Below are 22,112 nucleotides of genomic sequence, written 5' to 3'. Positions count from 1 at the left end.
ATTATAATTTATGAGGGATGAATGGATAGTTTTCTTGTTCGTATACCACATCATAAAGTTGTTGTACTTCAGGATATGGAGATTCTTCAGAGAATTTTACGCATTCTTCTACTAAATCTTTAACACGTTGGTCAATCACTTCGATTTCTTCCTCTGTTGCATATTTTTGATCTAAAATTACATCTAGTACTTGCGTAATTGGATCTATTTTTTTGTATTCTTCAATTTCTTCTTTAGAACGATACAATTGAGCATCAGACATTGAATGTCCTCTGTAGCGGTATGTTTTCATTTCTAAGAATGTTGGTCCGTCGCCACGTCTAGCTCTTTCGATAGCTTCTGTCATTGCTTCGGCTACTTTCACTGGGTTCATTCCGTCAACAGGTCCGCAAGGCATTTCATATCCTAATCCTAGTTTCCAAATGTCAGAGTGATTGGCCGTTCTTTCTACAGAAGTTCCCATCGCATAACCGTTGTTTTCTACAATGAAAACTACTGGTAATTTCCATAACATGGCCATGTTAAACGCTTCGTGAAGTGAACCTTGACGAGCAGCTCCGTCACCAAAGTAAGTAAGAGTAACTCCTCCAGTGTTGTTGTATTTGTCTCCAAAAGCTAAACCAGCTCCCAATGGAATTTGTCCTCCTACAATTCCATGACCTCCATAGAAGCGGTGTTCTTTAGAGAAAATGTGCATAGAACCTCCCATACCTTTTGAAGTACCTGTAGCTTTACCCAATAGTTCAGCCATTACTCTTCTTGGGTCAACACCCATTCCGATTGGTTGTACGTGGTTTCTATAGGCGGTAATCATTTTGTCTTTTGTCAAATCCATAGCGTGGAGTGCTCCTGCTAAAACGGCTTCTTGACCATTGTACAAATGAAGAAAACCTCTTATTTTTTGTTGTATGTATAGAGCAGCTAGTTTGTCTTCAAACTTTCTCCAAAGAAGCATGTCTTCATACCACTTTAAATATACTTCTTTCGTAACTTCTTTCATCTGAAATAATTCTTTTGTAAGTGTTAATACTATTCGAAATGGTGTAAAATTTATTTTAACGAAGTGCAGTTTTTGAAAACTAAACTTCTAATCCAACACAAATTTGCGAAGTGCAAAAATAAGACATTCCGAGTAAGCAATAAAATTTAACAACCAGTTTTTATTCTGATTAGAGGAATTTTTTGTTAAACATAAAAGGGAGTAGGTTTTGAAGTGAGTCAGACTGGTAGATTACACCAGTTTCGCCCATAAAATAAATTTCAATAGGTTGGTCTTGTTTAATTTCATATTCGGCAATGGATTGTCTGCATGCGCCACATGGGGGGATAGGTTCGGTAGTTGTATTAGTGTCTGAAGCTGCTGTAATTGCCATTTTATTTATTCTAACTCCCGGATAATTTGCTCCTGCATAAAAAATAGCTACCCGTTCTGCACAGAGACCTGATGGATATGCTGCGTTTTCTTGATTGGATCCACGAACTATTTTGTTGTTTTCCAAAAGTAAAGCGGCTCCTACTCTAAAATTTGAGTAAGGAGCATAAGCATTTTTACGAACAGTGATGGCTTCATGCATTAAGTTTTGAATCTCAGATGGTAGGTCTGTAATGGAGTCGAATTGTTTGAATGAAGTAGTGATATTTATTTCTTTCATGGTTCTAGATTTTCTTGTGTAGAGACTATTTAGGTTCAAATAGTTATTTTCATTGTTGAGGAAAAAAAATCCAAATTTCAAGGCTCTTGCTTTTGAAATTTGGATTTTTTACCAATTTGATTTGTTTCTAATAATTTTCGTATTTGTCACCAAAATTAAAAGTTAAAGAAAATCGTAAGGTGTTTTCTAAAGGATTTTTAACTTTTGATGCGGAAAATAAATAGGATACATCTACTTTTACTACATTATATTTGAAACCTGCTCCTAGAGAGAAGAATTTTCTAGCTCCTTTTTCATTACTTTCATTAAAATATCCTGTTCGCAAGGAGAAAGAATCTTGGTATTCGTATTCGGCGCCCAATGCGTAGGTTACTTCCTTTAGTTCCTCGCTAAAACCTCCTGGTGCATCACCAAAGGATTTAAAAATACCTGAAACCCATCCTATTTTTCTATAGTCTTCAGTTTTTTGAGCTGTTTCAGCTGCTGTATCACTACTTTCGTATTGAGGAGTAGGTACTAGTAGCTTGTTAAATTCAAGATTAACACCAATTTTGTTGTATTCGTCTAAAATAAAATCGAAACCTCCTCCGATCTTTAAATTGGCAGGTAAGAAGTTATTGTTGAACTCGTCATTGTCGTAGCTAATTTTGGGACCTAAGTTTTGAATGTTAAATCCACCTCTCCATCTTCCGTTAAAGTCGGAATAGGCTATTTCTTCTGATTGGAAATAGCCTGCAATATCTACAGCAAATGTGCTGGCTGGTGATGCATCACCGTTGTCTGATGCAACTTTTAAATTAGAATGAATGAATCTTCCTCCCACAGCCATAGAGAAATAATCGCTTAAGTGTAGGGAATAGGAGCCATCAATAGCAAATTCGTTTGGAGAAACCAGTCTTGGAACGTCATTGGCATTTTCTCTTAGTTCTATTTCCCCAAGCCCAAAATATCTTATACTTCCAGCAAAAGCACTTCTGTCATTAAAACGATTATAATAGGTTACTTGTCCTAGGGAAATATCATTTACGATGTCGGTAAGATATGGAGTGTAACTTACTGAAAATCCTTGCTTGTCAGTAGCAAAAGCATATTTGGCAGGATTCCATTGTTGTGAATAAGTGTCTGGTGATGTTGCTACTCCGATGTCTCCCATACCTGCTGCTCTTGCATCGGCTGCAATTTGTAGAAAAGGGACTCCCGTTGTAATTGTTCTATCTTGTGCTATTGCGTTGGTTGTTACTACGCCAATAAAAATCAGAATTAATTTCTTCATTATGTTATTAAAATCATTAAACAAATATAGTATTAAATTTATAGGATGACCAATTTTTCTATTTTTTCAGCTTTTTTGTTGTTCAATGATGACTTGACTGTCAATCGATAAACATAAACTCCTTTTCCTAATCGGTCACCAAAATCATCCTTTCCGTCCCATTTAATTTCTCTTGATAAAAATCCCTCGGTAGTGATGATTTGATTTTTTGACCAAACTACTTTCCCGGTAATTGTCATGACTTGTACTTGTACCTCTAGGGGTTCAAATGGTCTGTTGTGTGTGAACCAAAACTCGGTATAGTTTACAAATGGATTGGGATAATTCAAAACATTTGTAAGTGTTATAGATTCATTGCCAACCACAAGAAACTGTATTTCGCTAATGACAGGATTATTGTATACGTCCCATGCTTTTATGGTTATGGTATGAAGTCCTACTGAGAGATTTCTGAAGGGGAATCTAATAGTTCCTGAGGTAAAATCATCAAGTTTGGTTTCATAATAATCATTTAAGATATAGGGATTACTTTCGTCTCCGTCCAAAATAGCAACAATGTCATGACCTATTCCACTGGCAGTGTTGATTCCGTTTTCGTCCTCTAATTGTACAATTAATATAGGAGACTGATTGGTTGTTCCGCCGGAAACGAAATTTTCATCGTTCATATATAACTTCACTTTTGGGCTAATATTGTCTGCAACAGCATTTTCATTAATTCCCCCTATTTTTATAGTTGTGTTTTGTCCGGTTTGGTTTTCGAGTGCATTATTTTTTTTGGAATAGAAACTAATTTTTCCATTACCAACAGGAATACGAATATCCCTTGGTACGACAAAGCTAAATTCAAACTGACCATTTTTTACTGTTGCATTTCCTCTAAAGATAGCTTCGCCTAATACAGAGAATGGTATGCTTGGACTGTTTCCGTCATTATTTAGTGTATTTCTGGTCGCTAATTTGTCGGTTATGATTGTTGCAATCTCTCCGTTATAGTTGGTTAACAAATTATTGTTTTCGTCTGTGACTTCACCAGAAAGCTTCATTTTGGCTAGTGACTTGAAGTCGTCTATTGGTTGTGAAATAGCAATGTCATTTACTTTTGTTAGGTTAATTTTAGGTTTGGCTATTGCGAGCTGTAAAGCGGGGTCGCCAATAAAAACTACAACATTTGTAGATGAATTTGGATTTGTGTTTTTTGAAATTCGAAGTGCTTCTGCCATTGAAACATAGTTATTCGAACCAAATGAAAGTAGATTTTTGGTCAATAATGGATTGAAATTCTCGGCGCTGAATTGTCCAATCGAGCGAATAGTGGTTATCATGGCAATAGCTCCTCCTTTTGGATTCCAGTAAGTATATTCGCCTGCTGTTGGGCGTAAAGGATTGTCGAATCTTGAAAACTCACAAGTAATCGTTACGAAAAGAGGGAATTTGAATGGATTGTTTAAATTTTGTCCGTCTGATTTTTCCCAAATACGTTCTACAGCCAATCCGTCTTCACCACCATGTCCTAAATAATTAAAGACCAAAGCGCCTTTTTCGAAGGCATTGAATAAATCTGTTCTAGCTTTTGGGTATCGAAATCCACCAGCCGATGCTTCTTGTATATAGGAGTCAAGTAAAATTTTGGAGACATTTAAAAATGGTTTTTCAGTCGTGATTAAGTCTCCTAAATTATTTTGTTTTTCTTGTAGGGAAGCGTCTGAGGGAACATCTGAATCATCGCCTATGAGTACGAAGTTGTTTCTCCAGTTTCCATAAGATTTTAAGTCGTGATAGTCAATCACTTTTTGCACCATTTCTTCGGCTTGTTTAGTGTCGTTTACTATCATTCTGCCTATAGCGATATCAATTCCTCCAAAACTAGACGTTATGTTTCCTTCATTGGTATCCATTAATCCAAAAAAATCATCTGAAGCAAAAGAAGATTCTCCTGTTGCATTACTTCTCAGAGAGTGGAAAATAGGGACAATGTTACTGTTATTGTTGATTCTGTTTTTGTAATCGTAGGATGCGTCTCCAAAAAGGTTGACGTATTTAATTCTTTTATTAGGAGCAGAAGCATTGTCGTATATGTATTTGATGCAATTTCGTATTGCTCCAATATCTTGTTTTCCTGAGGCAAATTCGTGATAAATGGCTTCGGTTGAAATCACTTTTACATTCAAATTAGAATAGTTTCTGTGGAAAGAAGCTAGTTTTTCGGCTTGATTAATTAAAGAATTCGGTGTGATAATTACGTAATCGATGTCTTGAAATTGACCAAGATTGTTTTTGAAAATGGTTCCTTTAATATTTTGGTTGGCAACTTTTGGTTTTTTCGAAACAGCTGGAGTCAAAAAGTCATTAGCATCAAGTGCTATATATTTTCGGATTTCTCCTAAATTGGCTTTAAAACTAAATTGGTTTTGGTTGTTGTTTTCAATTTTTTGAATGGCATTGAGTTCGGTTACATCCCAAACCTGACTTATAGCTGCTGCATTAGAAAGCGCATATTCAACAATTCCGTTAGTAGAAAAAGCATTGTCGTATTGAAAATGAAATTGCTTGCCGTAACCTACTAGTTTTCTTTTGGCTACCACTTTTATGTAGTCTAAGTAACCAATTGCATTTGGAACACCACCATTATTATAGGTGTATTTTATTTTGTTTTTTTCGGAGCCTAAAAAAGTAGCGTTGCTTGGAAGGTTTGCAGTGTAAAAAGAGATTCCTGAATTATTGGCTACTGCAGGGAAATTTATGGTTCCAATAGGGGAGTTGTTTGCAGAAACCACGAAGGATGTTGGGGTAAAGGCTGCGGAAGCGGTCTCTGTGCTAATTTTTACAGGTATTGTTGTGTCAATATTAGGAAATTCAAAATCGAACTCTTGTTCGTTGTTGATGTCGAATTTTTCACCAAACCATTGCCTCCCAAGTTGTCCGATATTGATTTGGTCCAATTCATGAAATTGAGTATCATCAAAAGTTGTTAAACTTAAGGTTGGATTACCAGATGGTTGAGTAATTGGTTGGATTCTTTTTCCAGAATTGCCATCAGTAGTGATATAATAAAAAGACACATCTTCGTAGAGGTTGTTGAAGGTTTTACTTTCTGTATTCCACGTGTCGGTTCCTTCTCCATAAAAAAGAATGTAATCCTCATTGTTAAATACTCCGTCATTTTCGCCAATTACTTCAATAGGTGTTTCTTCAATGTCTAGTGGATATGAATTGTTGTTGGTTAGCGGAATCATTTTTCCTCCATTACCATATATTTTGATTCTTCTTGGGTCTATTGAATTTACTGTTATTCCTAATTGTTGTAAAAAACTTCTTGAGATTTTGTATACTCCCGATTTCTTAATTTGAAACTGATACCAATTACCTGAGGCTAATACAGAGTTTGATATAGATTGTATAGCAGTAGTTTTGTTTGTGAAGGTATTTCGATTTGAGTTTGGTACTATTGTATAAGATACTGAAATGACTTTTTTAATTCCAAAATTATCTTTGATAATAGGTGAAAATGTTAAAAAAAATCTCGAAAAATCTCTTGAAGTAGAGATGTTAATCTTCTCGTTTAATGTCGAGGGTAGGTTTGAAAGTGATACATCTCCTAGTTCTTCGGCAGATATGTTTTCATAGGTTATGTTATGTATGGTTACGCTTCCATCTGTTGAAGTTTCTTGTAAAGGACTGCTGTAGAGAATAGACTTAGTTAATGGGTCAAATTGAAAAGCATTGCTGTCAAAAGTTGGGATTCGAAGTGAATAATCTCCAAAGTTGATTGTTTTAGTTGGCGACCAATTAATTACAATGGTACCGCTATACTGTGCGAAAGTAAAAAAAGGGAGCACAAGCAATAACCATGTGAATAATCTGTTTTTCATTTTGATTGAACGAACTTTAGAGGTAAATATTTTAATGGGTAAAAATAATTTAATTCCTCTAGGTTTTAATAATAAAAAATATATTTTTGCGTTGGTATTCAGGGATTGAATAAATTTAATTAGCCCCATTAAAATTATTAAGTATTGGTGTTGTATGTAAAAGGTTAATTGTTATATTGCGGCACCAAATTATGACCTATTAATAGTATGAAAGTAAAGAAAATTTTGAACTTAAAATTGATCGCATCAATTTTATTGATTGCAGGATTAGCTAGTTGTAGTAAGAAGTCTAGCTCTAGTAATGCTTCAAGAGCAACTGGATGGAATTTAGATCGTCAGAAAAATGTTGCTGCTAAAAACAAAAATCAAGCCGGCCCAGGTTTGGTTTTCGTAGAAGGAGGAACATTTACTATGGGTAGAGTTCAAGATGATGTCATGCACGATTGGAACAACTCTCCAACGCAACAACACGTTCAATCCTTCTACATGGATGAAACTGAGGTAACCAACTCTATGTATTTAGAGTATTTAGAATGGTTGAAAAAAGTTTTCCCACCTACAGAAGAAAATTACAAAAATATATACGAAGGAGCTTCTCCTGATACTTTAGTTTGGAGAAATCGTTTAGGGTATAATGAGACGATGACCAATAATTACTTGAGACATCCTTCTTATGCTGAATATCCTGTAGTAGGAGTAAACTGGATTCAAGCCAATGAGTTTGCTAAATGGAGAACGGATCGTGTTAACGAGAGTTTATTAGAGAAAACAGGTTATTTAAAGAAAAATGCAAAAGTTACGGATGTATCTGCTGAAAGTCCTTTCAGCTCTGAAACGTACTTAGCTTCTCCAACTTCTGTTTATGGTGGAAATGAAGAAATCGTTCTTAAAGAAAGATCTAAAAGAAAAGCACCTAAACCAGGAAAAGATGGTAAAGTAGTAGAGCAAAAAAATGTGTATGCACAACGTTCTTCAGGAATTTTATTACCGGAGTACCGTTTACCAACCGAGGCTGAATGGGAATATGCTGCAGCTGCCGATGTAGGACAAAGAGAATACAACATTTACAAAGGTCAAAAGAAATATCCTTGGTCAGGTAGTTATACTCGTTCAGGAAAACGTGTTAGTAGAGGTGATCAGTTGGCTAATTTCAAACAAGGAAATGGTGATTATGGAGGAATTGCAGGTTGGTCTGATGACGGAGCTGACATTACAAACCAAGTGAAAAAATATCCAGCAAATGATTTTGGTTTGTATGATATGGCTGGTAACGTAGCCGAATGGGTTGCCGATGTATATCGTCCTATTATTGACAATGAGTGGAATGACTTCAATTACTTCAGAGGTAACTTGTATACCAAAAATAAAATTGGTAAGGATGGTAAAATCGAAATTGTTACAACTAAAACAATTGAATACGACACATTAAGTAATGGTAAATTAGTTGCTAGAGCATATCCAGGTCAAATTGCGCAAGTTCCAGTAGATGAAAATGAAACGTATTTAAGACAAAACTTTGATAAGAGCAACAATATCAACTACAGAGACGGTGATAAACAATCTACTCGTTTTTATGATTTTGGGAACACAGGTGACGAAACTAAAGGTGAAAAAGATGCTCGTAAAATGTACAACTCGCCAAAACATAATGTAGCAGTTGATAGTTTAGGTAAAATGTCTAGAAAATATGATTCTTCTAGTAAAAGAACTACTTTAATTAATGACGAAGTTCGTGTATATAAAGGTGGATCTTGGAGAGATAGAGCATATTGGTTAGACCCAGCTCAAAGAAGATATTTACCACAAGATATGGCTACTGATTATATCGGTTTTAGATGTGCAATGTCTAGTGTAGGAGCAAAAGCTCAAAAGAAAAGATCCCCTAGAAATTAAGAAATACTTTTTTTATTTTTAAAAGCCCTTTGATTAGGGCTTTTATTGTTTTAATTCAATTTATTATGGATATAGCTAGCATTCATAACCTATTTTTACAGTGCGATTCTGTTTCAATTGACACACGTAAAATTTTACCTAACTCATTATTTGTAGCCATTAAAGGTGATAATTTTGATGCCAATACGTTTGCTGCCGAAGCGTTAAGTAAGGGGGCTAAATTTGTGCTTATTGATAATTCAGATTATTACATAGATGAGCGAACTATTTTGGTAGATGATAGTTTGTTAGCGCTCCAGCAATTGGCTCAATTTCATAGAAATTACCTGAAAATCCCAATTATTGCCTTGACAGGAAGTAACGGAAAAACAACTACAAAAGAGTTGATTCACGCAGTTCTTTCAAAAAAGTTCAATACCAAAGCTACAGTTGGCAATTTGAATAATCATATTGGAGTTCCTCTAACTTTACTTTCGTTTACCAAGGAAACAGAAATTGGAGTAGTCGAAATGGGAGCGAATCATAAAAAAGAGATTGAGTTTCTTTGCCAATTGGCTACACCTGATTATGGGTATGTTACTAATTTCGGGAAAGCACATCTAGAAGGTTTTGGTGGCGTTGAAGGGGTGATTGAAGGTAAAAGCGAGATGTATGCTTATTTGTCTTTTGCTAATAAAACAACTTTTATAAACCTTGAGGATCCTATTCAAGTAGAAAAATCAAGTACGCTAACTTGTTACTCTTTTGGTATTAATAAAAGTAATGCAGCTGTCAATATTGCATCAATAGAGGCAAATCCTTTTGTGACAATTAAATATGAAGGACATTCTATAGTTACGCATTTGATTGGCTTATACAATGCGAATAACATCAATGCAGCTCTAGCAATTGGAACTTATTTTAAAGTACCTTTAGAGTCGATTAAAGAAGCTTTGGAGGAATATGTGCCTGAGAATAATCGTTCGCAAATGGTTGTCAAAGGAAATAGTACCATTTTATTAGATGCTTACAATGCTAATCCGAGTAGTATGGCAGTTGCTATTGATAATTTTGTTCAATTAGACAAGCCTAACAAGATATTGGTTTTAGGAGATATGTTTGAGCTAGGGGAAGAGAGTTTGTATGAGCACCAGCAGCTTGTTCATCGTCTTTCAGATGTTCCTAATGTTCGTTGTTTTTTTATTGGTAAAGCTTTTTTCGATTGTGCAATTGATCAAGAGAATTTTCAATTTTATGCCACTTTTGAGGCCTTTGCTGCTTATTTGACAGAACATCCGTTCCCTGATGCTACACTCTTGATAAAGGGATCAAGAGGAATGGCTTTAGAGCGAACTTTAAACTTTTTATAAAAAGAAAACGCAACCCATAGGTTGCGTTTTTTTAGATTATATTTTCATGAGAAAACCTATTAAGTTTTCTTTTTTGTTAAGGCCTAATTTTTTTCGAAGTCTATATCTTGCTAATTCGACGCCACCGTTGGAAATGTTCATGATTTCTGCTATTTCTTTGGTTGACATATTCATCAAAAGATAAGTTGCCAAATCTAACTCTCGAGGAGTTATAGTTGGATATTGTTCTTTTAATCTTTTTAAGAAATCATAATGTACATTTTTAATATGTTTTTCTAAGTCCTTCCAGCTTTTGTCTGAATTTACTTCTTTTATAATGCTTTTTTGAAGTTTTGTGAATTGGTTTTTCAAAGTGTCATCCAAATGATCATGATTGATTTCTTTTAGTTTGTGGATAATACCATTCAAAATTTTATTCTTTTTGACTACTTGTAGGGAGTTACTAACCAATTCTTTGTCTTTGGCCAAGATTTTGATTTTTAACTTGTCATTTTTTAATTTTTCAATTTCTTTTTCCAATAAATATTGTTCTTGTCGAATTTTGGATTCTTTTTCAAGATATAATCGCCTTTGTTCGATGGTCTCGTAATACTTGTTTTTTCTGATTTTTGCTTTGACCGTTCTTTGCACATATAGTATTATAGCAATTGCAGCAATAATATAAAGTAGATAAGCAAAAAAGTGTCTATACCAAGGTGGTAGAACGGTAAATTTTATGGTTGCTTCTTTTGACTGTACACCATAACTGTTTCTTACTTTTACCTTCATTTCATATGTTCCTTCACTTAAATTGGTGTATTCTTTAGTGAACATTCTCGACCAAGGGCTCCATTTTTCATCAAAGCCTTCAAGTTTATATGAGAATTCTACATTATCAAGATTTTCATAAGTCGGAGATGAAAATGAAAATTGCACATGATTTGAGGAATAGGGGAGTGTATATTTTGTTGTAATCTTTTGTCCATTTCCTAAAAGTAGGGTGTCTTTTTGGAAGGTAAAATTTCGAATATATGCTTTGGGTATGGTCACAAATCCGTTGGCCTGTTCAGGATTGTAATGCGCTAATCCATTGGTCAAGCCAATAAAAATATTTTTTTCATTGATGGTGTTTATTGATAGGTAATCGTTTACAAGTTCGCCGGTTAGATTTGAGAATGGGGCGACAATGTTATGATAGCGATTGTTCTGTTTTTGTAACATACCTAATCCTTGTCCGTAAGTATACCAAATATTACCCAGTTGATCTTCATAAATTAAATGAACTGGAGGTATCTTTTGAAAAAGTGCACTCATATTTTTGTCTTCATAAAAGGTCTCTTGATCTTTCGAATATTTAAAAAAACGATTTTGAGTTTGAAAGTACACTTTCCCATTAATACGCTGAATACTTCCTACACCAGAATAATTATTAGCTATTGCTTTGTGAGTTTTTATTTTTGCATAGCTTTTTAGATCTGGGGACAAAGTCATTTGATACAAAAGCCCATCTTTTTTTAGCCAAATTGTTTCTTCGTCTAATTCGAAAGTACTGGATGAATTGTCAAAACCCGAAATTTGATTGCGATAGGTCCAATTGTTTCCTTTTTTTTCGAACAACGCAAAACCATTGTAGTTGGAACCAATCATGAAATTGTCTTTGCCGGGTATTTTTTTGAAACCAAAATACCCTTTGGTGTCCAGAGTTTGCCTCACTCTATCTCCCTGAATTATCATTGCTCCGTTATTGTTTCCGCATAATAATTGATGATCTATTACTTGAATGTTCCAAGATTGACCAGTTGTTCCTTCAACTAGTTTGAAGACATCTTCTTTGAAGTTTTGATTCCAACGGTGATAAAATACTCCTCTATTTGTGGCTACGTAAAGATTTTGGTCATGAACGATAGATGCATATACAGTACTGATGTCATAACTGAAGCCAAAATAGGTAAATGGAGAGTTCTCGTTAACAAAAGCAATTCCGTTGTCTAGTCCTAACCAAATATTGTTTTTATTGTCTATAAAAGAGGTTAAAACAGTATTATTTTGTAGTCCTTTCTTATGGTTGATGTGCTGAATGATTTTTCCGTTGGTATCACAAACTATAATTCCATTCAAAACGGTATTGATTACTATAAATTTATTCTTGATGGCAATACCTCCTAAGGAGCTATTTTTTTTAACGAAGGTATTGGTTTCGGTATTCCATGGCAGTAAAGAACGATTAGCATAGATATAAAGGCCTTTGTTCAAAGTAGCAATTAAAAGTTTTTGATTAGGCAAAGGAATTATGCTCCAAATTTCTGTAGTATTAAGTTCTTTGGTTCCGGGAAGAGCATGAAGGTTTTTGTTTTTGTATTCCAAAAGCCCATTGGCAATATCTTGTAAGTACAGTTTTCCGTTGACTAAAAACGAGAATTGAAAACGTTTGGGAGCATTTATCGTTTGGACTGTATTATTTTTAAAATAAAAAGCTTTTGAAAACGCTTGAAAGATTACCCCTTTGTCGAACAAATGGATTTTCCAGACAAAATCAATGTTTTTAATTTTCGCTTTCGTTACGAGATGTGTAAGGGAATGGTAGACTAGTTTTCCTTTTTGGTTTGGCTCGAAATAGCCAAATTCGTTGTAACCTCCAACATAAATTTTGCCACTAGCATCTATTTTTACACATCTAATAGCATCTGCATTGCTCATTTTATAGTTGCGCCAAGTCGTTCCATCAAATTGAAAAAGTCCATTATTGTTGGCAAAATAAAGATTTCCATTTTTATCTTGATCAATGGCCCAATTTTGTGTTCCTCCTTTATAGTCAGATCGGGTGTAATTTTTTATATCTGGGAGTCCTATGCTTTTAACTTGACCTAGTATAGTTGAAATGGATAAGAGAAGTATAAATGAATATAATTTTTTTTTGAAGTTGTACATCATAAAGCAATGGGGCTAAAAATTCGATAATTATACGCAAACGTTTTCTTTTTGTTTGAAAAATGACTTAAACGAGGGCTTTTATTGTTTAAATTTTGTTAAAATCTCAAAAATGCTGTTTTCTACACAAATGTAGTGTTTCTTTTAGTTTTTGTAATTTTTTAAAATAACATTATTATCAATTTAAAATATTGATAATGAATATTTTGTGTTTTTTTTGATAAGTTTTTGTAAAGTTTATTTTTGGCTATTGATGTGTTTTTGTAAGGATTTTTAAATGTGAATCACAAAAAAAAACCAGTAGTATTGCGAGAAATTACAAATTAATTAACCAAAATTTTTAGAAAAATGAAATTTACAAAAACACTTATTTTTTGTTTTTCGTCACTGTTGTTTTCCTTGTATGGCTTTGCTCAAGAGGCTGTAGTAAAAGGGAAAGTAGTAGACGAAAATGGGCTTTTTGTTCCTGGAGCAACTATTGCTGTAAAAGGGGCTAAAGTGGCAACAACTACCGATTATGATGGTAGCTTTACAATTAAAGCTCCTTCGAACGGTACCCTTGTTGTTAGTTTTATTGGTTACAACACAGTTCAAGAATTGATTAACGGTAGAACCGAAATTGATTTTAAATTAAAAACACAATCACAAGATTTACATGAAGTAGTCGTTGTGGGGTATGGGACGCAAAAGAAAAGTGTGGTAACTGGTGCGATTTCTAGTATCAAAGCAAAGGAAATTGAAAACTTACCATTAACGCGTGTGGAGCAAACTTTGCAAGGAAGAAGTTCTGGTTTGACTATTGCAGCCAATTCTGGGCAACCGGGATCTTCAGCTACTATTAGAGTTAGAGGGATTACCACTTTTGGTAACAACGAACCTCTTTGGGTTGTTGATGGTGTGGTGGTTGATGCAGGAGGTATTGGTTATTTGAATCAATCCGATATTGCATCAATCGAGGTACTTAAAGACGCTGCTTCTCAAGCTATTTATGGAGCAAGAGCTGCAACTGGGGTAATTTTGGTTACTACCAAAAAAGGAAAATCAGGAAAAGTAAGTGTAAGTTACACAGGCTATACTGGGGTTTCTTCGCCAGCAAGAAAATTAGGGTTATTAAACGCTACACAATATGCTACATTGAATAATGAAGCTCATGCTGCAGCGAATCAACCCATTTTGTTCCCAAACCCGAGTGCACTAGGTAAAGGAACCGATTGGCAAGATGCTATTTTTAATAACAATGCTCAGAGAATTGGTCACGAAATCAGTTTATCGGGGGGTAATGATGTATCTACTTATTTTGTCTCTTTCGGTATTTTAGATCAAGAAGGAATTGTGGCTACAGATATTTCTAATTATATCCGTAAAAACATTCGTTTGAATTCTACTCACAAAATTGCAAAAGGCATCACCTTCGGACAAACTTTAGGGTATTCTAGAGAGAAAAATGTTGGGATTGGAAATACTAATAGTGAATTTGGAGGGCCATTAAGTTCCGCTATCAATCTAGATCCAATTACACCATTAGTCGTTACAGATCCTATTGTAGCAGGCGCTGCACCTTACACCAATAATGGAATTTTCAGAGACAAAAACGGAAATCCTTATGGAATCTCAAATTTTGTTGGACAAGAGATGACCAACCCATTGGCTTACATTCAAACCAGATTAGGCAATTATAGCTGGTCTGATAATTTTGTTGGAAACGCATATCTTGAAATTGAACCTATCAAAGGTTTAAAAGTAAGAAGTACACTTGGAGGTAAATTGGCCTATTGGGGTGACGAGAGTTTTACACCTGTTTCTTATTTGAATTCGTCAACAATCAATTTGAAAAACAATATTTTCAGAAGTACCAACAAAGGTTTTGGATGGAATATTGAGAATACAGCTTCTTATAGCAATAAAATTAATAATCACAGTTTTAGCTTGTTGTTAGGGCAAGGAGCGTATGTAGATAACATTACTAGTGGGCATGGTGTAACGTATTTCAACATTCCAGTAACAAGCTATAAAGATGCTTCTTTCAATTTTAGCGTGCCACAAGATCAAATCGACGCATATGCTTACACAGGTTCTGAACACGTAGTAACGTCAATTTTCTCAAGATTAAATTATGATTATAACGAGAAATATTTAGTAACGGGTATTATTAGACGAGATGGTTCTTCTCGATTTGGTTCAAATAAAAAGTATGGTATGTTCCCTTCTTTCTCATTGGGTTGGGTAGTTTCTAAAGAAGAATTTTGGAAAGAAAACGAAATCGTAAACTTATTGAAATTCAGAGGAGGTTACGGAATCACAGGTAATGATGCCATAGGTGATTTTAGATATTTGGCTACCATTGGTGGAGGAAGAAATTACACTTTCGGTACTGCTGGTTCAGTAACTGTAGGTAACAGTCCAAATGCACCTTCTAATCCAGATTTGAAATGGGAAGAAACGAGTCAGTTAAACGTTGGTTTTGAAACTCGTTTATTTAATGATTTCAATTTAGGATTTGATTTATATACAAAGAAAACCGTAGGAATTCTACAGGATGTAACTCTACCAGGATATGTAGGATCAACAGGAAGTCCTGTGGGCAACGTGGCTGATATGACCAACAAAGGATTTGATGTAGAATTAGGTTACAAAAAACAAATAGGAGAGTTATCTATTTCGGCAAATGCCAACTTGTCTTATGTACAAAACGAAGTGACCTATTTAGGAAACGGAATTGACTTTTTATCAGGAGGAGTAGGTTTCCAATCTAGTACTTATCCTATCACAAGAACACAAGTAGGACAAGCTGTGAATTCTTTCTTTGGATTCAAAACAGATGGTATTTTCCAAAATCAAGCAGAAGTTAATGCGTATACAAATAGCTCAGGACAGTTGATTCAGCCAGGAGCAGTTCCTGGAGATTTCCGTTGGAAAGATGTAAACGGTGATGGAACTATCACAGCCGATGATAGAACTTTTATCGGAAGTCCATTACCTGATTTTACGTATGGTTTTACGTTGAATTTAGAATACAAAAATTTCGATTTGTTAGTTTTCGGTCAAGGAGTTGCAGGAAATCAAATTTTTCAAGGACTTCGTAGATTAGATATTGCTAATGCTAATTATCAAACCGAAGCTTTAGGTCGTTGGACAGGAGAAGGATCTTCTAATACTTTCCCAAGATTAACTACAAATGACACCAATAAAAACTTTAATAATCCTTCTGATTTTTATTTAGAAGATGGTGATTATTTCCGATTCAAAACCATTCAATTTGGGTATTCTTTACCAAGCAGTGTACTTGAAAAAGTGAGTGTTGCTAAAGCTAGAGTATATCTAACAGCTGAGAATTTATTCACTTTCACTAAATACTCTGGTTACGATCCTGAGATTGGTGGTGGTGTAATGGGAATTGATAGAGGATATTATCCTCAGGCAAAAACATTTATGTTGGGAGTTAATTTACAATTTTAATAAAACGTAAAATCATGAAACTAAAAAATTTAAAATATACTATCCATGCGTTTGCCTTATTATTTGTGGCCGCGTCATGTAGTGATGAGTTTTTAGAAGTAGAGCCTAAAGGCACTGCCCTAGAAGAAAACTATTATTCTAATGAAGAAGAAGCCTATTCTGGCCTTGTAGCTGTTTATGATATTTTAGGTAAACAATCGGGCGGATTTGAAAATATGGTTTGTATGATGAACGCGGGTTCCGACGATCACTATGCTGGTGGTGGTGGGGCTACTGACGGAACTGGTATTCAGTCCTTTTCGGATTATTCCATCAGTCCAGTAACCATTCCAGGAAGTTTTTGGAATAACTTTTATCAAGGAATATTTAGAGCCAATACATTGTTAGTTAAATTACCAAATGTTCCTATGGCCGATGCTCAAAAAGCAAGATTTACTGCTGAAACAAAAGCGTTACGTGCCTACTACTATTTTGAGTTAGTTCGTTTGTTCAAAAACATTCCATTGATTACGGCCCCAATCCCTACCAGTGAAATTTACAATGTAGTGCAAGCAAAACCAGAAGATGTGTATGCTCAAATCGAAAAAGATTTGAAAGAAGCCATCCCTAATTTGCCCAATACCATAACCAACCCTACTACCGAAGCAGGACGTTTTACCAAAGGAGCTGTTAAAGCCTTACTTGGAAAAGTGTACCTATACGAAGGTAAAAATGCTTTGGCTGCTGCTGAGTTGGCCGAAGTAAACGGTACACCCGGAGCAACAAGTCCTTTTGGGTATAAATTATTGTCAAACTATTCTGATTTATGGGTAATCAGTAACAAATTCAACACTGAGTCAATTATCGAAGTATCTCATACCAACAAAAGTAATTCTGGTTGGGGTAACTGGGGTTCAGGTTCTGATGAGGGTAATACCATTAACATTATGGTGGGGCCAAGAGGTTATTCTAGACCAGCTAATTCTACAGCACCTGATTATGCTGCGGGTTGGAGTTTTAATCCAATAACAGTTGATTTGTACAATGCCTTAAAACCAGATCCTCGTTTTAGTGCAACGGTTGTTGATATGAAAGATTTGAAAGCTCAAGGTCTTGCTGATTATTCTCCTGGATATAAAGACACAGGGTACTTTATTAAAAAGTTTATGCCTACTACTGCCGATGTTACTACTGGTGGTGGAGACGCAGTTTTGAACTACAAACAAAATGTTTACGTAATACGTTTAGCAGATACTTATTTGATGGAAGCCGAAGCATTGGGCGGAACAGGAACAAGAGCTCAAGCGCTTCTTGATGCCGTTCGTGCTAGAGTTGGATTACCATCTGTTCCAGTTTCTATAAATGCAATTATGGCCGAAAGAAGATTAGAATTGGCTTGCGAAGGACACCGTTGGTTCGACTTAGTTCGTACAGGAAGAGCAGCTGCTGTTTTGGCAAGCAGAGGTTTTGTAGCAGGTAAAAACGAAATCTGGCCTATTCCGTTGAAAGAATTAGAAAACACCAAACTGGTTCAAAATCCAAATTATTAATCGTAAATCAAAAAATATGTTTGTAAATATAATTTCAAAAAGAGCCATTTACTTATTCTTTGCTTTTGCATCAGTGAGTACTTTGCTTAGCTGTCAGCCAGATGATGCGGTTGATGGAAACGGATTAACCGATGCTAATGTAGACGCATCATTTACCATTACACCAGTAGAGGGTGCTGTGAATACCTATAAACTCGAAGCACAAACCCAAAATGTTATCGCCTCAAAATGGGATATTGGCGACGGAGTTTACTTAGGAAAAATGACCGAGAAAATTTCACTTCCAGATGCAGGAACCTACAAAATCACCCATATTGCTGTAGGAAGAGGTGGCTCAGAAAATGCAACTACCAAAGAAATTGTTGTAGCTACTTCAGACCCACTAAAAGGGAATTTGGTAAAAGGAGGCAATTTTGCCAATGCTGCCGATCATGCACAATGGACGAGTTGTAATTTGAGCCCATCAGGCGCTGCCAAATGGAACTTCAAAATCGGAAGTGCTACCATCAACTCCAATGGTGGTTGGGCTCAAGAAGCCATTTACCAAGCTATCGATGTGGTAAAAGATAAAGAATACACGATTGATATGAATGTTTCTTCAAATGATGGTTCGAACGAAACTTGGTTCGAAGTATATGCTGGAACTACAGTACCGGCTTCGGGTGTAGAATACAAAGACAACAAAGTGATGGGATTAAGTACTTGGGACGGTTGTGCAAAAGCGGCCTTCTCTGGAAAACTTTCAGTTGTGGGCTGTGTAAAAAATGCCGCTGGAGTTATCTCGAACACCGTAAAATTTAATCAAACCGGAAAAATATATCTAGTGATTCGCTGCGGCGGAAACACATTTACTCCAAGCGGAATTACCATTTCCAAAGTGGAGTTTAGAGGAAAGTAAAATTGTTTAAGTTGAGTTAAGTTTTGAGTTTTGTTGTTAATAGCCCATTCTCATCCTGATTATGGGCTATTTTTTAACAAAAGGAACCAGCTTAGATAAGAAGATAGTATTAGGCATTAAAATAAATAAACACATATGAATAAATCGGCTATATCTCTATTCTGTTTGCTTCTTATAGGGACCCTTTTTGCACAACAAAAGGAAAGCAAAGGAAAACAAGCGTTTACAGCAGCTGGAAAAAAAGTAACCGTTTACACCACAGCAGCCAATACCGACTTGCGATTAAGCCCTACAGCCCATTTGGTTTTTGCAAAAGCAGCGCAACCGTTAGAAACCGAAGTTTCCATTTTTGTAGAGCCACAACGTAAATTCCAATCCTTGATGGGAATTGGTGGCGCCATCACGGATGCAAGTGCCGAAGTGTTTGCCAAGTTGTCAAAAGAAAAACAGCAAGAATTTTTAACCGCTTACTACGATACACAAAAAGGCATAGGCTATTCATTGCTAAGAACAACGATTCATAGTTCTGATTTTAGCAGTGGAAGCTATACTTATATCGAAGAAGGCGATAAGGATTTGAAAACATTTTCTATTGCGCACGACAAACAATTCCGAATCCCAATGATTAAGCAAGCCACTCAAGCTGCAGGCGGAAAAATAGTGACCTACGTTTCTCCTTGGAGCCCACCAGCCTTTATGAAAAGCAACAAACAAATGCTAAAAGGCGGAACACTCTTGCCAGACTATTACCAAGCTTGGGCCAATTATTACGCCAAGTTCATCAAAGCCTACGAAAAAGAAGGAATGCCTATTTGGGGATTGACCATTCAAAACGAACCTATGGCAGTTCAAACTTGGGAATCTTGTGTTTTCTCTGCCGAAGCCGAAAGAGACTTCTTGAAAAACTACCTAGGGCCAACCTTAAAAAAAGAAGGACTAGGCAACAAAAAAATAATTGTTTGGGACCACAACCGCGATTTGATGAACCAAAGAGCCAATGTAATTTTTACCGACCTCGAAGCCTCTAAGTACGCTTGGGGAATGGGATTTCACTGGTACGAAACTTGGGCAGGAGGCGCGCCAATGTATGACAACGTAGCCAAAGTGCATGAAGCCTTCCCAGACAAAAATCTCATTTTTACCGAAGGTTGTATCGAAAAATTCGACGCCAAAAAATACCAATTTTGGCCTAACGCCGAACGATACGGAGCCTCAATGATACACGATTTTAATAACGGAACTGTAGCTTGGACCGATTGGAATATCCTCCTCGACGAAAACGGAGGACCTAATCATGTGGGGAATTTTTGCTTCGCGCCCATCCATGCCGACTCTCAATCGGGAGCCTTAATCTACACGCCGTCTTATTATTATATTGGTCATTTTGCCAAATTCATTCGTCCGCAAGCGCGCAGAGTAGCCACCGCTTCAAGCCGCAGTAGCCTAATCAGCACATCATTTCAAAATACAGATGGCTCAATGGTCACCGTGGTCATGAACCAAAGCGACAAAGAAGTCACTTACAATTTGATGATTGCTTCCGAGAAAACCGTAACCACAATACCACCACATAGTATTCAGACCTTGCTGTATTAAAACAGCAACAACAGGAATAGGAAAAGCAGGAGCGAAACATCAGGCAGTACCTGTAGGCAACGTTCCCGCCATCCTTCCTAAGCAGCCGAGCCGAACCCCGGCTCAGCTGCTTATCCCTCCTGTCGGGGCTAGGCAGCTATCAAAAGTGATTTTTTGGCAGCAAAGCATTCCTATCAAAAACTAACACTAAAATTCTATAAACATTCCTACTTATGAAATTTGAAATAACCAAAATAACACGATACTTACTTTATAGCATGGCGATTGCCATGCAAATCAGTTGTTCGTCCCCAAGCGATGGAGGAGATCCAAGTCCCACACCACCACCTACTCCCAATCCACCCGCAACCAAAAACGAAGTAGAGTATTGGCTTACCAAAGGCGACCAATCCGTACTATTGACCAAACAAAATGCGATTCTTGCTTTTGGAACTTTGCCCAATGCTTATGCCTCTATCGAAGTAAACGAGGCCCAAACTTTTCAAACCATCGACGGATTTGGATATACCCTAACAGGTGGGAGTGCCGATGTCATCAACCAGCTGACTGCTACCAAGAAAAAGGAATTGTTACAAGAACTTTTTGGTTCTTCAGCAACTAGTATCGGCGTAAGCTACATTCGTATCAGTATTGGTGCTTCAGATTTGAATGCGGCTCCTTTCACTTACAATGACCTTCCTGCTGGCGATACCGATTTGACTTTGTCAAAATTCAGTTTGGCCCCAGATAAAAATGGCGTGATTGCAATTTTAAAAGAAATTTTAGCCATCAATCCAAACATTAAAGTTCTTGCAACGCCTTGGTCAGCACCACTTTGGATGAAAGACAAAGCCAGTTTCGTTGGAGGAAGTTTACAAACACAATATTATGGAGTATACGCAAACTATTTTGTAAAATACATCCAACTTATGAAAGCTGAGGGCATCACCATCGATGCGATTACGCCACAAAACGAACCTTTGCACGGCGGTAATAATCCAAGTATGGTTATGACAGCCGTAGAACAAGCCAATTTTATCAAAAACAATTTGGGGCCTGCTTTTAAAACCGCAGGAATTACCACCAAGATTATCGCTTACGACCACAATTGCGACAATATACAATATGCAAATACCATTTTTAGCGATGCAGCAGCAGCTCCATTTGTAGACGGCTCAGCCTATCATTTGTATGCTGGAAACATCAATGCACTTTCTTCAATCTACAATGCTTTTCCTACCAAGAATGTTTATTTCACAGAACAATACACAGGAGCTGATGGTGATTTTGGAGGGGATTTAAAATGGCATGTAAAAAATGTAATCATTGGCTCTATGCGCAATTGGAGTAAAAATGCATTAGAATGGAATTTGGCCAACAACAGTACTTTCGGGCCGCACACTAATGGTGGCTGTTCTACTTGCAAAGGTGCATTAACAGTAAATACTAGCGAATCTTTCAATCGTAATGTTGCCTATTATATCATTGCTCATGCTTCTAAATTCGTACCTGCAGGTTCTGTTCGAATAGGCAGTAACGTAGTAGGAAACTTAAACAATGTGGCTTTCAAAACACCAGCAGGTAAAAAAGTTCTGATTGTAGAAAACGATGGTAATACCAACGAAATTTTTAATATTAAAAACAACGGAAAATGGGTAACCACCTCACTTGATGCGGGTGCTGTAGCCACATTTGTTTGGTAGTTTTT

Annotated in this window: 12 protein-coding genes; 7 read left to right on the top strand and 5 right to left on the bottom strand. The window is 36.2% G+C overall.

From position 1 onward, the window contains the following. Nucleotide 1: 1 nt before the first annotated feature. The 4 genes from pdhA to porU all read right to left on the bottom strand — a co-directional run bounded on the left by pdhA (nt 2) and on the right by porU (nt 6,797). Entirely contained in the window at nt 2-1,000 is a 999-nt protein-coding gene (pdhA, locus tag ACZ1AQ_RS14590; RefSeq protein WP_438061598.1) for a pyruvate dehydrogenase (acetyl-transferring) E1 component subunit alpha, read from the bottom strand. A gap of 169 nt (nt 1,001-1,169) precedes the next feature. After that, on the bottom strand, nt 1,170-1,652 hold the full coding sequence (gene cdd / locus ACZ1AQ_RS14585; RefSeq protein ID WP_489633597.1) for a cytidine deaminase: 483 nt from the start codon (nt 1,650-1,652) through the stop codon (nt 1,170-1,172). 127 nt (nt 1,653-1,779) lie between these two features. Further along, nucleotides 1,780-2,925, bottom strand: coding sequence for a type IX secretion system outer membrane channel protein PorV (porV, locus tag ACZ1AQ_RS14580; protein WP_489633596.1), 1,146 nt, complete (start codon nt 2,923-2,925; stop codon nt 1,780-1,782). 38 nt (nt 2,926-2,963) lie between these two features. Further along, nucleotides 2,964-6,797: a type IX secretion system sortase PorU gene (gene porU, locus ACZ1AQ_RS14575; RefSeq protein ID WP_489633595.1), complete on the bottom strand. Its 3,834-nt coding sequence runs from the start codon at nt 6,795-6,797 to the stop codon at nt 2,964-2,966. Nucleotides 6,798-7,004: 207 nt separating this feature from the next. Here porU and gldJ point away from each other — a divergent pair, with 207 nt between their 5' ends. Further along, complete coding sequence (gene gldJ, locus ACZ1AQ_RS14570) at nt 7,005-8,690, top strand: gliding motility lipoprotein GldJ (RefSeq protein ID WP_489633594.1); 1,686 nt, start codon at nt 7,005-7,007, stop codon at nt 8,688-8,690. 65 nt (nt 8,691-8,755) lie between these two features. Then, entirely contained in the window at nt 8,756-10,039 is a 1,284-nt protein-coding gene (locus ACZ1AQ_RS14565; protein ID WP_489633593.1) for a UDP-N-acetylmuramoyl-tripeptide--D-alanyl-D-alanine ligase, read from the top strand. Between the two features lie 36 nt (nt 10,040-10,075). Here the strand turns inward: ACZ1AQ_RS14565 and ACZ1AQ_RS14560 are convergent, their stop codons facing one another. Next, the gene (locus ACZ1AQ_RS14560) at nt 10,076-12,949 is read right to left on the bottom strand and encodes a triple tyrosine motif-containing protein (protein WP_489633592.1); all 2,874 of its coding nucleotides are present in this window, start codon (nt 12,947-12,949) and stop codon (nt 10,076-10,078) included. Nucleotides 12,950-13,294: 345 nt separating this feature from the next. On the opposite strand from ACZ1AQ_RS14560, the gene ACZ1AQ_RS14555 reads away from it, so the two are divergent. The 5 genes from ACZ1AQ_RS14555 (at nt 13,295) to ACZ1AQ_RS14535 (ending at nt 22,107) form a co-directional block, all read left to right on the top strand. Next, the gene (locus ACZ1AQ_RS14555; protein WP_489633591.1) at nt 13,295-16,402 is read left to right on the top strand and encodes a SusC/RagA family TonB-linked outer membrane protein; all 3,108 of its coding nucleotides are present in this window, start codon (nt 13,295-13,297) and stop codon (nt 16,400-16,402) included. Nucleotides 16,403-16,416: 14 nt separating this feature from the next. Then, nucleotides 16,417-17,931: a RagB/SusD family nutrient uptake outer membrane protein gene (locus ACZ1AQ_RS14550; protein ID WP_489633590.1), complete on the top strand. Its 1,515-nt coding sequence runs from the start codon at nt 16,417-16,419 to the stop codon at nt 17,929-17,931. A gap of 16 nt (nt 17,932-17,947) precedes the next feature. Beyond that, nucleotides 17,948-18,829: a hypothetical protein gene (locus ACZ1AQ_RS14545; RefSeq protein ID WP_489633589.1), complete on the top strand. Its 882-nt coding sequence runs from the start codon at nt 17,948-17,950 to the stop codon at nt 18,827-18,829. 135 nt (nt 18,830-18,964) lie between these two features. Beyond that, the gene (locus tag ACZ1AQ_RS14540) at nt 18,965-20,425 is read left to right on the top strand and encodes a glycoside hydrolase family 30 protein (RefSeq protein WP_489633588.1); all 1,461 of its coding nucleotides are present in this window, start codon (nt 18,965-18,967) and stop codon (nt 20,423-20,425) included. A gap of 212 nt (nt 20,426-20,637) precedes the next feature. After that, complete coding sequence (locus ACZ1AQ_RS14535) at nt 20,638-22,107, top strand: glycoside hydrolase family 30 protein (protein ID WP_489633587.1); 1,470 nt, start codon at nt 20,638-20,640, stop codon at nt 22,105-22,107. The last annotated feature ends 5 nt before the right edge of the window (nt 22,108-22,112 follow it).

The organism is Flavobacterium sp. UM26 (genome assembly GCF_057922445.1).
Note: the sequence above shows the minus strand (reverse complement) of the source record. Positions and strands in the feature narration are given on the sequence as shown.

What these genes read in the sequence shown, in the direction of transcription:
- gldJ (WP_489633594.1), top strand. Translation starts at nt 7,005, where the DNA reads ATGAAAGTAAAGAAAATTTTGAACTTAAAATTGATCGCATCAATTTTA.
- ACZ1AQ_RS14545 (WP_489633589.1), top strand. Translation starts at nt 17,948, where the DNA reads ATGTTTGTAAATATAATTTCAAAAAGAGCCATTTACTTATTCTTTGCT.
- cdd (WP_489633597.1), bottom strand. Translation starts at nt 1,652, where the DNA reads ATGAAAGAAATAAATATCACTACTTCATTCAAACAATTCGACTCCATT.
- ACZ1AQ_RS14540 (WP_489633588.1), top strand. Translation starts at nt 18,965, where the DNA reads ATGAATAAATCGGCTATATCTCTATTCTGTTTGCTTCTTATAGGGACC.
- ACZ1AQ_RS14560 (WP_489633592.1), bottom strand. Translation starts at nt 12,949, where the DNA reads ATGATGTACAACTTCAAAAAAAAATTATATTCATTTATACTTCTCTTA.
- ACZ1AQ_RS14535 (WP_489633587.1), top strand. Translation starts at nt 20,638, where the DNA reads ATGAAATTTGAAATAACCAAAATAACACGATACTTACTTTATAGCATG.
- ACZ1AQ_RS14550 (WP_489633590.1), top strand. Translation starts at nt 16,417, where the DNA reads ATGAAACTAAAAAATTTAAAATATACTATCCATGCGTTTGCCTTATTA.
- porU (WP_489633595.1), bottom strand. Translation starts at nt 6,797, where the DNA reads ATGAAAAACAGATTATTCACATGGTTATTGCTTGTGCTCCCTTTTTTT.
- porV (WP_489633596.1), bottom strand. Translation starts at nt 2,925, where the DNA reads ATGAAGAAATTAATTCTGATTTTTATTGGCGTAGTAACAACCAACGCA.
- ACZ1AQ_RS14555 (WP_489633591.1), top strand. Translation starts at nt 13,295, where the DNA reads ATGAAATTTACAAAAACACTTATTTTTTGTTTTTCGTCACTGTTGTTT.
- pdhA (WP_438061598.1), bottom strand. Translation starts at nt 1,000, where the DNA reads ATGAAAGAAGTTACGAAAGAAGTATATTTAAAGTGGTATGAAGACATG.
- ACZ1AQ_RS14565 (WP_489633593.1), top strand. Translation starts at nt 8,756, where the DNA reads ATGGATATAGCTAGCATTCATAACCTATTTTTACAGTGCGATTCTGTT.